Origin of the sequence: Pseudomonas sp. NPDC088444 (assembly GCF_044900175.1) — a bacterium.
GTDB lineage: Bacteria > Pseudomonadota > Gammaproteobacteria > Pseudomonadales > Pseudomonadaceae > Aquipseudomonas.
On record NZ_JBJDNK010000012.1, the window covers coordinates 1 to 13558 of the forward strand.

The 13558-nt window shown below is 61.6% G+C and carries 13 protein-coding genes and 1 riboswitch; of the genes, 10 read left to right on the top strand and 3 right to left on the bottom strand.

The window, feature by feature from the left end; translation table 11 throughout:
* From ACI2KB_RS22450 to ACI2KB_RS22465, 4 genes are all read left to right on the top strand, one after another.
* Positions 1-477 (top strand): ATP-binding cassette domain-containing protein (locus ACI2KB_RS22450; RefSeq protein WP_404638077.1); only part of this gene is annotated, 477 nt, incomplete at its 5' end.
* Positions 478-734: 257 nt separating this feature from the next.
* Positions 735-1949: an MFS transporter gene (locus ACI2KB_RS22455; protein ID WP_404638079.1), complete on the top strand. Its 1215-nt coding sequence runs from the start codon at positions 735-737 to the stop codon at positions 1947-1949.
* 135 nt (positions 1950-2084) lie between these two features.
* Positions 2085-2843 carry an endonuclease/exonuclease/phosphatase family protein gene (locus ACI2KB_RS22460; protein ID WP_404638375.1) on the top strand — a complete coding sequence of 253 codons (759 nt, stop codon included), beginning with the start codon at positions 2085-2087 and terminating at the stop codon, positions 2841-2843.
* 241 nt (positions 2844-3084) lie between these two features.
* On the top strand, positions 3085-3285 hold the full coding sequence (locus ACI2KB_RS22465) for a general stress protein (protein WP_404638081.1): 201 nt from the start codon (positions 3085-3087) through the stop codon (positions 3283-3285).
* Positions 3286-3357: 72 nt separating this feature from the next.
* Here the strand turns inward: ACI2KB_RS22465 and ACI2KB_RS22470 are convergent, their stop codons facing one another.
* Positions 3358-3501: a hypothetical protein gene (locus ACI2KB_RS22470; RefSeq protein ID WP_404638083.1), complete on the bottom strand. Its 144-nt coding sequence runs from the start codon at positions 3499-3501 to the stop codon at positions 3358-3360.
* 27 nt (positions 3502-3528) lie between these two features.
* Entirely contained in the window at positions 3529-4086 is a 558-nt protein-coding gene (locus tag ACI2KB_RS22475; RefSeq protein WP_404638085.1) for an ATP-dependent Clp protease proteolytic subunit, read from the bottom strand.
* 172 nt (positions 4087-4258) lie between these two features.
* Between ACI2KB_RS22475 and ACI2KB_RS22480 the strand changes: the two genes are divergently transcribed.
* The 6 genes from ACI2KB_RS22480 to ACI2KB_RS22505 all read left to right on the top strand — a co-directional run bounded on the left by ACI2KB_RS22480 (position 4259) and on the right by ACI2KB_RS22505 (position 10985).
* Complete coding sequence (locus tag ACI2KB_RS22480; RefSeq protein ID WP_404638087.1) at positions 4259-5254, top strand: aldo/keto reductase; 996 nt, start codon at positions 4259-4261, stop codon at positions 5252-5254.
* A gap of 152 nt (positions 5255-5406) precedes the next feature.
* Complete coding sequence (locus ACI2KB_RS22485; protein WP_404638089.1) at positions 5407-6915, top strand: NCS1 family nucleobase:cation symporter-1; 1509 nt, start codon at positions 5407-5409, stop codon at positions 6913-6915.
* 23 nt (positions 6916-6938) lie between these two features.
* Positions 6939-7661, top strand: coding sequence for an aspartate/glutamate racemase family protein (locus ACI2KB_RS22490; RefSeq protein WP_404638091.1), 723 nt, complete (start codon positions 6939-6941; stop codon positions 7659-7661).
* Between the two features lie 169 nt (positions 7662-7830).
* Positions 7831-8027, top strand: a riboswitch (cobalamin riboswitch).
* Positions 8028-8152: 125 nt separating this feature from the next.
* Positions 8153-9169 carry an ABC transporter substrate-binding protein gene (locus ACI2KB_RS22495; protein WP_404638093.1) on the top strand — a complete coding sequence of 339 codons (1017 nt, stop codon included), beginning with the start codon at positions 8153-8155 and terminating at the stop codon, positions 9167-9169.
* Positions 9166-10206, top strand: a complete 1041-nt coding sequence (locus ACI2KB_RS22500; RefSeq protein ID WP_404638095.1) for a FecCD family ABC transporter permease — start codon at positions 9166-9168, stop codon at positions 10204-10206. The genes ACI2KB_RS22495 and ACI2KB_RS22500 overlap by 4 nt, the downstream gene beginning before the upstream one ends.
* Entirely contained in the window at positions 10203-10985 is a 783-nt protein-coding gene (locus ACI2KB_RS22505) for an ABC transporter ATP-binding protein (RefSeq protein ID WP_404638097.1), read from the top strand. The genes ACI2KB_RS22500 and ACI2KB_RS22505 overlap by 4 nt, the downstream gene beginning before the upstream one ends.
* A gap of 208 nt (positions 10986-11193) precedes the next feature.
* Here the strand turns inward: ACI2KB_RS22505 and ACI2KB_RS22510 are convergent, their stop codons facing one another.
* Complete coding sequence (locus ACI2KB_RS22510; protein ID WP_404638099.1) at positions 11194-13476, bottom strand: ATP-binding protein; 2283 nt, start codon at positions 13474-13476, stop codon at positions 11194-11196.
* Between the last annotated feature and the right edge of the window lie 82 nt (positions 13477-13558).

Sequence of the window (13558 nt, forward strand, 5' to 3'; positions counted from 1 at the left end):
CCGGATGCCGGTTCGGTCAAATGGACCGAAAGCGCGGAACTGGGCTACTACGCTCAGGACCATGCCCACGATTTCGAAGACGACGTCACCCTGTTCGACTGGATGGGCCAGTGGACCCAAGGCGAGCAGATGATCCGTGGCACCCTGGGCCGCATGCTGTTCTCCAACGATGAAATCCAGAAGTCGGTGAAGGTGATTTCCGGTGGTGAGCAAGGCCGCATGCTGTTCGGCAAGCTGATTCTGCAAAAGCCAAACGTACTGGTGATGGACGAACCGACCAACCACCTGGACATGGAATCCATCGAAGCGTTGAACCTGGCGCTGGAAAACTACCCGGGCACGCTGATCTTCGTCAGCCACGACCGCGAGTTCGTGTCCTCGCTGGCCACGCGCATCATCGAACTGAGCGCGAACGGTGTGACCGACTTCAGCGGCACCTATGATGACTACCTGCGTAGCCAGGGCGTGGTGTTTTAATCACGCTGTTTTTCAGTAGCTCCCCGCTTCAAAACCTGTGGGAGTGAGCTTGCTCACGATGGCGTTTTGTCAGTCACTATCAATGTGACTGCGCTTCAGCAATCGTGAGCAAGCTCACTCCCACAATGTTCCTCATGCATCAGCCGGGACGGGACCACCCATGCGTTCCTTGCCAAGTTTAAATCGTTAGCCTGCTTTCTTTTCAATTTGCCTCAGGCGATGATGACGCACTCCCACCGCTCCAGCGAAGAGTCCTCATGTCTGCCGCCCTGCCGCCCCATACGCCTGCCCAGAACGTCAGTTCGATGGCGATCACCCTGCAAATCGTCTCCATCGTTTTCTATACGTTTGTCGCCTTCCTGTGCATCGGCTTGCCGATTGCGGTCATGCCCGGCTACGTGCACAACCAGTTGGGGTTCAGCGCGGTAGTCGCGGGACTGGTGATCGGCTCGCAATACCTCGCAACGCTGATGAGCCGCCCGGTGGCGGGCCGGATCTGCGACACGATTGGCACCAAACGCGCCATCGTCTACGGGCTGCTGGGCATCGCGCTCAGTGGTGTGCTGACGATCGCGGCGGTGCTGCTGGAGCGGTCTGCGGGCGCCAGCCTGGTGATTCTGGTGATCGCGCGCCTGATCCTGGGCGGCTCTCAGGGCTTGATCGGTGTGGGCACCATCAGTTGGTGCATTGGTCAGGTGGGCGCAGAGCACACGGCACGCTCGATTTCCTGGAACGGCATTGCGTCCTACGGCGCCATCGCCATCGGCGCGCCGCTGGGGGTGTTGATGGTCAATGCACTGGGCTTCGTCAGCCTCGGACTGGTACTCACGGCGCTCGCCTGCGGCGCCTTGTTGCTGATCCGCAACAAGCCACCCGTTCCCGTGGTGAAGGGAGAGCGCATGGCCTTCTGGTCGGTGTTCGGCCGGGTTGCGCCTTACGGGCTGGGCCTGACCCTGTCGTCGATCGGCTACGGCACCCTGACCACCTTCATCACCCTGTATTACGTCAACCGCGGCTGGGAAGGCGCAGCGTGGTGCCTGACGGTGTTTGGCGTCTGCTTCATCGTGGCGCGGCTGTTCTTTATCAGCGCGATCACCCGCTTTGGCGGTTTCCGCTCGGCCATCACCTGCATGTCGGTGGAAACCGTCGGCCTGATCATGCTGTGGCTGTCGCCGAACACGACCGTGGCCTTGATCGGCGCGGGCCTGACCGGTTTCGGTCTGTCGCTGGTGTACCCGGCCATCGGCGTCGAAGCGATCAAACAGGTCCCCAACAGTAGCCGTGGCGCGGGGCTTGGGGCTTATGCGGTGTTCTTCGATCTGGCGCTGGCCATCGCAGGCCCCTTGATGGGCGCCATTGCGCTGGGCATGGGCTACGGCTGGATTTTCTTCTTCGCCGCGCTGCTGTCCGTCCTCGCCCTGGGCCTGACGTTGCTGCTGTCACGCCGTCCGGCTGTCGACACCCGGGTCTGAGCCGACGCTAGTCAGCGGCGAGCAGAAAAAGCTGAACTGCGGTCAGGCAGACCGGTCGGAACTAGCACATTCCCTCGCAACAGGAGCGAGCGCGTGACTTCCGAATCCGCTGGCGCAAGCTTTCCCCCCTCGGACATGGCCGGGGCTCGCGATGTCCACCGGCTGCGTGTACTCACGGTCAACACCCACAAGGGGTTCACGGCGCTGAACCGGCGTTTCATTCTGCCGGAACTGCGTGAAGCCGTGCGCAGTACGGGGGCGGATCTGGTGTTCTTGCAAGAAGTGCTGGGCGGCCACGACCGTCATGCCGAGCGTTACCACAACTGGCCAGTGACCTCTCAATACGAATTTCTCGCCGACAGCATGTGGAGCGATTTTGCCTATGGGCGCAACGCGGTGTACCCGGATGGCCACCATGGCAATGCCCTGCTGTCCAAGTACCCGATCTTGCAATACCGCAATCTTGACGTCTCCATCACCGGCCCCGAACGCCGTGGGCTGCTGCATTGCGTCCTGCAAGTACCCGGCCACGATGAGGTGCATGCGATTTGTGTCCATCTGAGCTTGCTGGAAAGCCACCGTCAGTTGCAGTTGGACTTGCTTTGCGCCTTGCTCGACTCGTTGCCTGAACGGGCGCCAGTGGTGATCGCGGGAGACTTCAACGACTGGCAGTTACAGGGCAACAAACGTCTGGCGCGCTGCACCTATTTGCATGAAGCGTTCGAACGTAGTCACGGACGGCTGGCCAAGACCTACCCGGCGCGGTTTCCGCTGTTGCGTCTGGACCGGGTTTATCTGCGCAATGCCACCAGTCACAACCCGAAGATTCTTGGGACTCGGCCCTGGACGCACCTGTCGGACCATTTGCCGTTGGCAGTTGAAGTGCATATGTAAAGGCGCGCTTTGTTAAACACGTACACCGTTGCAGCACCGCTCGCTGACGGTAGTATCCTGGGCACCGTTGCCAGCGGCAGGCCAAATTGCAGAAAAGGAATCTGCGTACGCCGAAAGGCGCTTTGCTACTATCTCCGTCTGTCCGGTAATGCCCGGATTGTTTAAACCAAGCGCCGCTTGATCCATCCGATTAAGGGCGAGCCACATGACTCGCTTTTCTCATAACAAGAGGTAAGTAATCATGGCTAATACCGGAAAATCGAACCCTGGCAATTTCGCCAACGATCGCCAGAAAGCCAGCGACGCAGGCAAAAAAGGCGGCCAGGCTTCGGGTGGCAGCAACGTCGCCAACGACCGGCAGAAAGCAACCGACGCCAACCGCGCAGACGCCAACAAAAAAGGAGGCTCGATGCCACAAGGCGGCGCAGGGCGTAAATCCTGATCAATGGCTGATCAGTGCAATGAGCGAGGGCGCAAGCTCTCGCTCTTTTTTATCGTCAAGAAATGAACCCGTTCACTCGTCCGGATCGATCAGCGGCACCGTAGCATCGCGGTCGAACTGAGAACCGGGGTCTTCGTTGCCGGGATCGTTGTCGACGTCCACTTCCACGTCTTCGTCGTCCAACGGCTGCGGTGGGGTGTGCAGTGGGCTGTGCATGGCAGGTTCCTTATACAGTGGGCAGATTCAGCTGCCGCTGACCGTCCAGTGGACGGCGTGTTCGTCGAACCTCAATTGCTCGACACGGTGGGCGATGCCACAGGCAATCGAGTCTTCGGCGCGAATCACTTTTTCTTCCGATGACAGGCAGCGGCCGATGTCCAGCGGCTGCGACGCCCCCTCGGTTTCACTCAGGTAAATGTTCACGTAGCGTTGCAGGTCGTTGTCCAGGCTGCGCAGGTATTCGCGGATGCGTGAGTGATCCACCGAACTCTGGTTGAAGTACCAGCTCATCGGGTGAATCAGGAATCGCGAATGCGGACAGACGATTCGCTCCTGGGCCGCCAGGTACATGACGATGCCCATGGACTCGATGTTGCCGCTGTTCAGCGCGCGAATCGGCACGTGCAACGACTTGAGAAAATTGTAGAGGGTAAAGCCCAACGCCGTGCTGCCCCCAGCCGTCGACAGGTTGAGCAAAAGACCCGTCGCGCCCTTGCCGATGGCCTCCAGGCAGCGGTCGCGAAAGTGCTCGGTACTGGTCTGATCGACCCCACAGTGGAAATGGACGATGTGCTCGCTCATCGACTTCCCTCCCTTTCCGGTTGATTGAAGCGCTCTGAAAAATTGGAAGCCACGCGTTCGGGAAAAGTTGCATCGCCCAGGTTGAGTCGAACTCCTGCTTCACTGAACGATCTCTACCCCATGCCGGACAGCTCCATTGCCGGTTTTCCATGACGCCAGACAGGACACTTTCATGAGTCTGCACGACAAGATCATTGGCCGCCTCGGCTTCGGCGCCGCGCCACTGGGCAACATGTTCCGCGACATCAGCGAAGAGGAAGCCATCGCTACCGTGCAATCGGCTTGGAATCAGGGCATTCGCTACTTCGACACCGCGCCGCTGTATGGCTCAGGCCTGTCCGAGCAACGACTGGGCAAGGCGTTGGCTCATGTACCACGGGACCAGTACACCCTCAGCACCAAGATCGGACGGCTGGTCTCCGATGAACTGGACTCCCAACCCCGCAGCGGCCCGTTCACCGATGGCCTGAAGAACAAGATCCTCACCGACTATTCCGCCGATGCAACGCTACGTTCCATCGCGGCCAGCCTTGAGCGCCTGAACACCGATCGGCTGGACCTCGTATTCGTTCATGACATCGCGCAGGACGCTCACGGTGACGAGTGGATCGAACATTTCAACGTCGCGCGCAAAGGTGCATTTCGCACCCTCACTCGTTTGCGCGAAGAAGGCGTGATCAAGGCCTGGGGCCTGGGCGTCAACCGTGTCGAGCCTTGCGAATTGACGCTGGATTTGAGTGAAGCACAACCCGACGGCTTTCTCTTGGCCGGGCGCTATTCATTGCTCGATCACGATCAGCCGTTGCAGCGTTTGTTCAACAAAGCCCGTGAGCACGATGCTGAATTCGTCGTCGGTGGGCCGTACAGCTCGGGGGTGTTGGTGGGCGGCAAGCACTTCGAATATCAGGAAGCGCCCCAGGCGATGCTGGACAAGGTCGCACACATTCAGGAAATCGCCCGGCAGTATCAGGTCGACATCAAGGCCGCTGCATTGCAATTCGTGCTGGCCAACCCGTTGGTGGCGGCGGTGATACCAGGGGCCAGCCGTCCGTCGCGAATTGCCGAAGACGTTGCAGCGCTCAATGCATCGGTACCGGTTGGCTTCTGGCAGGCCATGCGTGATCAGGGGTTCATTGCGGCGCAGGCACCGGTGCCCGTAAAAGCTTGACCTGCCTCGGCCCGGTTTCTGCCCGGAGGGCGAGCGTGGCTTGGTCTGGGCTTCATCTGTCACCCAAACATTGACTCAACTGTCATTTCCGATAGTCTTGCCGCTGCACTGTATACAAAAACAAATACAAATAGCGCCGGAGATTGTTGAACATGCCAGTTGACAACACCCTCGATCCAGACCTCGCTGTCCGTGCCTCCACCGCTGAATATCCCGCACTCAGCCCCCGTCTGTACAACGATGACCTGGCGCCAAGCAGGCGCGAAGGCCGCACTTGGGGTGGATACAGTATCTTCGCCTTATGGACCAATGATGTACACAATCTCGCCAACTACTCCTTCGCCATCGGCCTCTATGCCTTGGGCCTCGGCGGTTGGCAGATCATGTTGTCCTTGGCCATCGGCGCCGCGCTGGTGTATCTGTGCATGAACCTGACCGGCGACATGGGCCAGAAGACCGGGGTGCCATTTCCGGTGATCAGCCGGGTCAGCTTCGGGATTTTCGGCGCGCAGATTCCGGCGTTGATTCGCGCGGTGATCGCCATCGCCTGGTTCGGCATTCAAACTTACCTGGCCTCAGTCGTCCTGCGGGTGTTGCTCACCGCACTGGAACCGGCGCTGGACAATTACGACCATGATTCATGGCTGGGCCTGTCGACCTTGGGCTGGTTGTGTTTCGTCGCCATCTGGCTGGTGCAGTTCATGATTCTGGCCTATGGCATGGAGATGGTCCGCCGCTATGAAGCGTTTGCGGGTCCTGTGATTCTGGGGACCGTGGCCAGCCTTGCCGCATGGATGTTCATTCAGTCCCATGGACAGATTGCCTGGTCGATAAAGTCGCCGCTGGAGGGCGCGTCCATGTGGCGCAGCATCTTCGCGGGCAGCGCGTTGTGGCTGGCGATCTACGGCACGTTGATTCTCAATTTCTGTGATTTTTCTCGCTCGGCGCCGTGTAAAAAGACCATCCGCAAGGGCAATTTCTGGGGCCTGCCGGTCAACGTGCTGCTGTTCGCCTTCATCACCGTGGTCATCTGCGGCGCGCAGTTCTCGATCAACGGCCAGGTCATCGAAAGCCCGACCGATATCATCAAAACCATCCCCAATACCTTCTTTCTGGTGCTGGGTTGCCTGGCCTTTCTGATCGTCACGGTGGCGGTGAACATCATGGCCAACTTCGTCGCCCCAGCCTTCGTACTCAGCAGCGTGGCGCCGCGCTACCTGACCTTCCGCCGTGCCGGGATGCTCAGCGCCACCGTCGCGGTCCTGATCCTGCCGTGGAACCTCTACAACAGCCCGGTGGTGATCGTGTATTTTCTGTCAGGCCTGGGTGCCCTGCTCGGCCCGCTGTATGGCGTGATCACCGCTGACTACTGGCTGCTGCGCAAGGGCCGGGTCAACGTGCCGCAGTTGTACAGCGAAGACCCTGAAGGCGCCTATCACTACTGGCGTGGTGTGAACCCGCGGGCCGTCGGCGCGTTCATTCCGGCGGCGATGATTTCCACGGTCACGGCCCTGGCACCGGCCTTCGAGTCGGTATCGCCGTTTTCCTGGCTGATGGGTGCAGCCATCGGTGCCGCCTTGCACCTGCTGCTGGCCGACCGCCGCCAAACCTTCAAAGACGTCAGTGGCGAGGCCATTGCCGTCAACACCGTTCAGCATTGATCGCAAGCGAGAGACCGTCACCCATGCGAATTTTGATCGTCAACGTCAACACCACCCAATCGATGACCCAGACCATCGCCGAGCAGGCGCGCAGTGTCGCGTCGCCTGGCACTGAAATCGTCGGCCTGACCCCGCGTTTCGGTGCCGAGTCGGTGGAAGGCAACTTCGAAAGCTATCTGGCGGCGATTGCCGTGATGGACCGGGTGCTGTCCTACGATCAGCCCTATGACGCGGTGATTCAGGCCGGTTACGGCGAGCATGGCCGCGAAGGTTTGCAAGAGTTGCTGGACGTGCCGGTGGTGGACATCACCGAAGCGGCAGCCAGCCTGGCGATGTTGCTCGGCCACAAATATTCGGTGGTGACGACGCTGGACCGCGCCGTGCCATTGATTGAAGACCGGCTGAAGCTGGCGGGCGTGTACGAGCGTTGTGCATCGGTGCGGGCCAGCGGCATGAGCGTGCTGGAACTGGAGGAAATGCCGGACCGCGCGCTGGAGGCGATTGCCGGTCAGGCCGTCGAGGCGGTCAAGCACGACAAGGCCGAAGTGATTTGCCTGGGCTGCGGCGGCATGGCGGGGTTGGACCAGTTGATTCGTGATCGCGCCGGGGTGCCGGTGGTCGATGGCGTGACCGCGGCGGTGGCGCTGGCCGAATCGCTGGTGCGCCTGGGGTTGAAGACCTCCAAAGTGCGCACATACGCGACCCCGCGCTCTAAAAAGGTGGTGGGTTGGCCGTTCAAGCTCTGACCCACGCTGCCCCTGATCACGCGTAGCCACGCTCGGTCTGTAGCAGTCCGGCTTGCCGGCGGTGGCGTCCTTGAAATCGTCGCCGCCGGCAAGCCGGACTGCTACAGGTCATGCGGCGGGCAATGAGCACCCGGCGGCGACATAGCGATGTGCGATCTTGCGCCAATCGTTTACTATCCCCGCCGCCGGTTTCCACACGGAATTAATAGGGAATCCGAAGGCCCGTCCACCGGGCCGAAACGGAACTGTCCCCGCAACTGTAGGCGCTGAGCCCTGCTTCCCGTTTGCCACTGGGTCACCCCGGGAAGGCCGAAGCAGGACGACGATGCGCCAGTCAGGAGACCTGCCGGCAAGCGTCAATCATTCACCGGCGGGGTGTCCGGGGGAGGACTCCCGAGTGCGCCTCGCGCCGCTTTCGCTCGTCTGCCAGCGATTCGGGATGTACTTTCCACTGCCTGCGCCGGTCATCAGGTTCATTGGAGAAGCCCTCGATGTCGCTGCGCCGCCTTGCCTCATTGTTCACCGGTCTGACGCTGTCCAGCGCAGCCTTCGTGTCCACCGCCATCGCGGCGCCGACCCACTATCCCCTGACCGTCGACAACTGTGGCGTGCCGCTGACGTTCACCCACGCCCCGCAAAAAACCGTGACCATTGGCCAGGCGGCCACCGAGATGCTATATGCGCTGGGCCTGAGCCAGCAGGTGGTGGGCACCTCATTGTGGTTCAACGAGACCCTGCCACAGTTCAAGGCTGAGAATGCCACCATCGAGCGCCTGGCCGACAATACGCCCAGCTTCGAATCGGTGATCGGCAAACGCCCGGACTTCGTGCCCGTGCAATTCGAATGGATGGTCGGCCCCCAAGGCGCGGTCGGCACGCGCCAGCAGTTTCAGGACTTGAAGATTCCCACCTACATCCTGCCCTCGGACTGCGAGGGCAAGAACAACCTGGTCGGCGCCGACGGCACGCGCACCGAGGCGTTTCGCATCGACACGCTGTACAAGAGCATCGCGCAACAGGCAGAGATCTTCGACGTGCAGGATCGCGGCCAGCAGTTGATCGACGGCTATAAGGCTCGCCTGGCCCACGCCATCGATCAGGCAAAGCAGCATGACGCCCGCAACGTCTCGGCGGTGTTCTGGTTCTCAAGCCCCGACATCAACACCGACCCTTATGTGGCCGGGCGCAAAGGCATTCCCAACTTCATGCTCGACACCCTGGGCATGCGCAATATCATCACCTCTGACGAGGAATGGCCCACCGTGGGCTGGGAAACCATCGCCAAGGCCAACCCGACGATTCTGGTGATTGCACGCATGGATCGCCGCCGATTCCCGGCGGACGATCACGAGAAGAAACTGGCCTTTCTCAAATCCGATCCGGTGACCCGCAACATGGACGCGGTGAAGAACAACCGCATCGTGATCATGGACGCCAGTGCCATGGAATCCGGTATTCGCCTGTTCGACGGCATCGAGCAACTGGCCAAGGCCACTGAGACGCCATGAACACCTTGAGCGTCGCCCGATGGCTGGGCCACGGGGTATGGGTCAGTGCGTTGCTGCTGGTGGCGATTGTCGCAGGCGTGGCCATTGGCGAAACGTCCATCAGTCTGTCGGCCATCGCTCAGGTGCTGGCCAACAAGCTGTGGGCTGCAGGTTTCCCGGTGGACCCGATCGACGAGGGCATCGTCTGGAACTACCGCTTGACCCGTGCCATCGTCGCGGCGGCCTGTGGCGCCGGACTGGCGATTTCGGGTGTGGTGCTGCAATCGCTGCTGCGCAATGCCCTGGCCGATCCGTACTTGCTGGGAATTTCGGCAGGGGCATCGACCGGCGCCGTGCTGGTGGCCATCGTCGGCCTGGGTGCCGGGGCCATTTCCCTGTCCACCGGCGCGTTCGTGGGTGCTGTCGCTGCGTTCGCCATGGTCGCCCTGCTCGCCCGCTCGTCCCGCACCAGGAGCGGTCCCCATGCAACGGGCCAGATCATTCTCGCGGGTATCGCCGGGTCGCAGCTGTTCAACGCCCTGACCTCGTTTCTGATCACCAAATCGGCCAACGCCGAACAGGCCCGGGGCATTCTGTTCTGGCTGCTGGGTAATCTGAGTGGCGTGCGCTGGAACTCCGTGGTCCTGGCGGTGCCAGTGGTGCTGCTGGGGCTGGGTGTATGCCTGTGGTATCGACGCTCGCTGGATGCCTTCACCTTTGGCACCGACTCGGCGGCGTCACTGGGGATCCCCGTACGTCAGGTGCAAATCGTATTGATCGCCACCACTGCATTGGTCACGGCAGTGATGGTCTCCATCGTCGGTTCGATCGGTTTCGTCGGGCTGGTGATCCCCCACGCCGTGCGCATGATGGCCGGGGTGCGCCACTCGCGACTGCTGCCATTGAGTGCCTTGAGCGGCGCGCTGTTTCTGATCGCGGCGGACGTCGTTTCGCGCGTCCTCATCAAGGGTCAGGTCTTGCCCATCGGGGTCATTACCGCGTTGGTGGGGGCGCCGGTGTTCGCGCTGATTCTGATCCGGGGGAACCGCAGTCGATGAATGCTTGCGTGGAACAAGCCTGCAGCGCACTCGCAGGGGTCAATCTGAGTTACAGCGTCAAGGGCGCGGTACTGCTGCGGGACGTCAGTCTGGCGATTCGTCCGGGGGAAAACCTGGGGATTGTCGGCCCCAACGGTTCGGGCAAGTCGACCCTGATCCGGCTGCTCGCCGGGATTGTGATGCCGTCGGCGGGCGAGGTGTCATTGTCTGGCCAACGTCTGACGTCCCTGCGTCGACGCGACATCGCGCAGCGTCTGGCGGTGGTCGAACAGCAGGCCGAAACGGACGATGCCATCAGCCTGCTGCAAGCCGTGGAGTTGGGGCGCACGCCTTGGCTGTCGGCGTTGGCGCCGTGGAGCGAGGAAGACACGCGCATTGTCGATCAGGCAATGGCCGACGTCAGTCTGCATTCCCTGCGTCATCGGGCTTGGCATACGCTGTCCGGTGGCGAACGCCAGCGCGCGCACATCGCCCGGGCACTGGCGCAGCGACCGCAGATTCTGTTGCTGGACGAGCCGACCAATCATCTGGACATTCAGCAGCAACTGTCGATTCTCAAGCTGGTGCATCAATTACCGGTGACCACCGTGATTGCGCTGCACGATCTGAATCAGGCGCTGGCCTGTGACCGTCTGGCGGTGATGGAGCATGGACGGCTGGTGGCGTTGGGATCGCCCTTCGAGGTGCTGACGCCGGAGCGCTTGCACAGCACCTTTGGCGTTCACGGACACTGGCTGACCGATCCATTCGATGGCGCGCGGATCCTGCGCTTGCGATAGCAAAGGCAAATCCCCCATCCCCGCACACCCGTTACCCATGTCCCCGGTCCATACATCTTGGCGAATGGGTGAAACCGCTTCGCTCCTCGCTTGGCTCTGACTGACGCCAGAGTCCCTTCTCTCTGGCGCCGCTCCGTGAGCACGCAAGTCGCGGTCGGCGGTGTCTGGGCCATTGCGTTTAAAGAGCGACAGCACGAGCGCGGTTACGCTAGACCACCGCTGGCAAGGTAAATACGAACGTCGCGCCGCCATACCGCGCAGGCATTGCGTAGAGCCTGCCGCCATGGGCGTGGATGATGGTTCGACAGATCGCCAGCCCCATGCCCATGCCTTTGTCCTTGGTGGTAAAGAAGGCGTTGAACACCTTGTCCAGATGCTCCGGATCGACACCCGGCCCGGTGTCTTCAACACTGACGACCAGATACTCGCTGCCCACCGCCTCGCTGGTAATCGACAGCCTGCGCAGCACCTGATCGCCGGGACTCATGGCATCCAGCGCATTGAGAATCAGGTTCAGCACCACTTGTTGCAACTGCACGCTGGACCCATTCACCTGAAGCGGCGAACGGGTCAAGTGGGTGGTCATGAGCACACGCTGCTGCTCGACTTCAGCCAGTGTCAACGCGACCACATGCCGTATCACATCGTTGATCAACAACCGACGTCGCTGTTGAGCGCCCTGTCGCGCCAGCGATTGCAAGGCATTGACGATGTCTCCGGCGCGTTTGCCGTCCTGTACGATGTCGCGCAAACCGGACAGCGCCTCATCGACGCGCGGCACATCGCGGTTCAGCCAACGCAGGCTGGCGGCCGCATTGGACACCATGGACGCCAATGGCTGGTTGATTTCGTGAGCAATCGAGGCCGCCAACTCCCCCATGACCGTCACCTGCGAAACCTGCGCCAGCTTGGCCCGAGCCGTGTGAAGCGCAGTTTCGATGTCAAGACGCCGGGCGTTTTCTTCCATCAGTTCATGGTGCAGGCGAGCGGTTTCCAGCGACACCGCCGCCTGAGTGGCCAACAGTTCCAGCACGCTGGTGCCCCGTGCCGTGAACACGCCGGGCATGAGGTTGTTCTCCAGATACAGCACGCCGATTACCTGGCGCTGCTTGAGCATCGGCAGGCACAGCACCGAGCGCACGGGGTGGTCCTTGAGGTAGGCATCGTCTCCGAAATACGGGTCCACGCTGACGTCGTCGAAAATCAGTCGGTGCCGCGTGCGCATCACCCGGTACAGGATCGACACCGGCATCAGGCGCACACTGGGCACCTCGTCCGTCAGTTCCACGCGCAAGTCTTCGTCGTCGGCGTAGCCGAGCGCACACACCAGCGGCGCGTCATTCTTGACCAGCATCAGCAAACCACGCTGCGCCCCGGCATGCATCATGGTGGTGCTCATCAGGATCTCGATGAGGCGGTCCTGATCCGTTTCCTCGCTCAGGGCCTGGGCAGTTCTCATGATCGACGACAGGTCCAGTGTGTCCTGCCCGCCGGGAATGGCGATCGAGGTGCGGGAGGCCAGCAGCGCATCCCGTGATTCAGCCTGCGCCATCAACGCCTGGCGGTAGGCGGCATTTGGCGCTTGCGGCTGGCTCAGCGGCGGATTCGGGATGTCGTACAGGTGTTGCCACTGACACTGGCAAGAGCGCAGGTCGGCCAGCAAACTCGTCGCGGTCTGGTAGCGTTCGTCCGGGTTCTTCGCGATCAGCGTGTGAACCAGTTGCGCCAGCGCCGGGGGGATGTCGCCACGGGCCAGATTCAAGGCAGGCGGCTGCCGGGCGACGTGGCTGTAGACCCAGCCTACCGGGTCCTGGGCCTCGAACGGCAGATGACCGGCCAGCCATTCGTAGAAGGTCATGCCCAGTGAATACAGGTCGCTGCGTTGATCGGCATGCCGCTCGACCCGTCGCGCCTGCTCCGGCGCCATGTACGCCAGCGTGCCGCAGATCGTGTCGCCCACCGAGACATGCCCGCCGGGATGTGCTTCAACGCTCACCCCGAAACCGCTCAACCGCACCACGCCGTCGTCGCCCTCCAGCAGGTGACAGGGTTTGATGTCGCGGTGCAGCAAGCCGTGGGCATGGACTTGGGCCAGCGCGCCAGCAGCGCCCGTGGCCAGGTGCAGGAAACGCTCGAGGGTGAAAGGCTGATCGTCCAATTCGTGCAGCGGGTGCCCGCCGGGATCGCTCAGCACCAGCAGCGGCCCGTCGTCGGAGGACAACAGCGCCAGCGGCTGCAAGGCCCAGTTCGGCGACAGGCGCCCGGCCAGAGAAAACTCATGGGCCAGCCTGCGGGTGATGCTCTCTCCAGCCCGATGCCCGGCCCTGACCACCCGCCACTGCCCTTCACGCCCATCGGCAAAACGCACCCGGTAATGATTCAGTTCGCCGTCTGTCAGCAGCAATGTCCAGGTGAGCCGATCCAGCCACCCGGGTCCGAAAGCCGGTGCAGCGTCAGCCGATCCGTTCGATGTGTGAGAGACATTACTCATGAAGGCCCTTGCCAACGATGACCGCGAGTGTCGTCAAATCACGCTGTCGCCGTGGCGGTGAAAGCAGATTAATCCCTGCGAA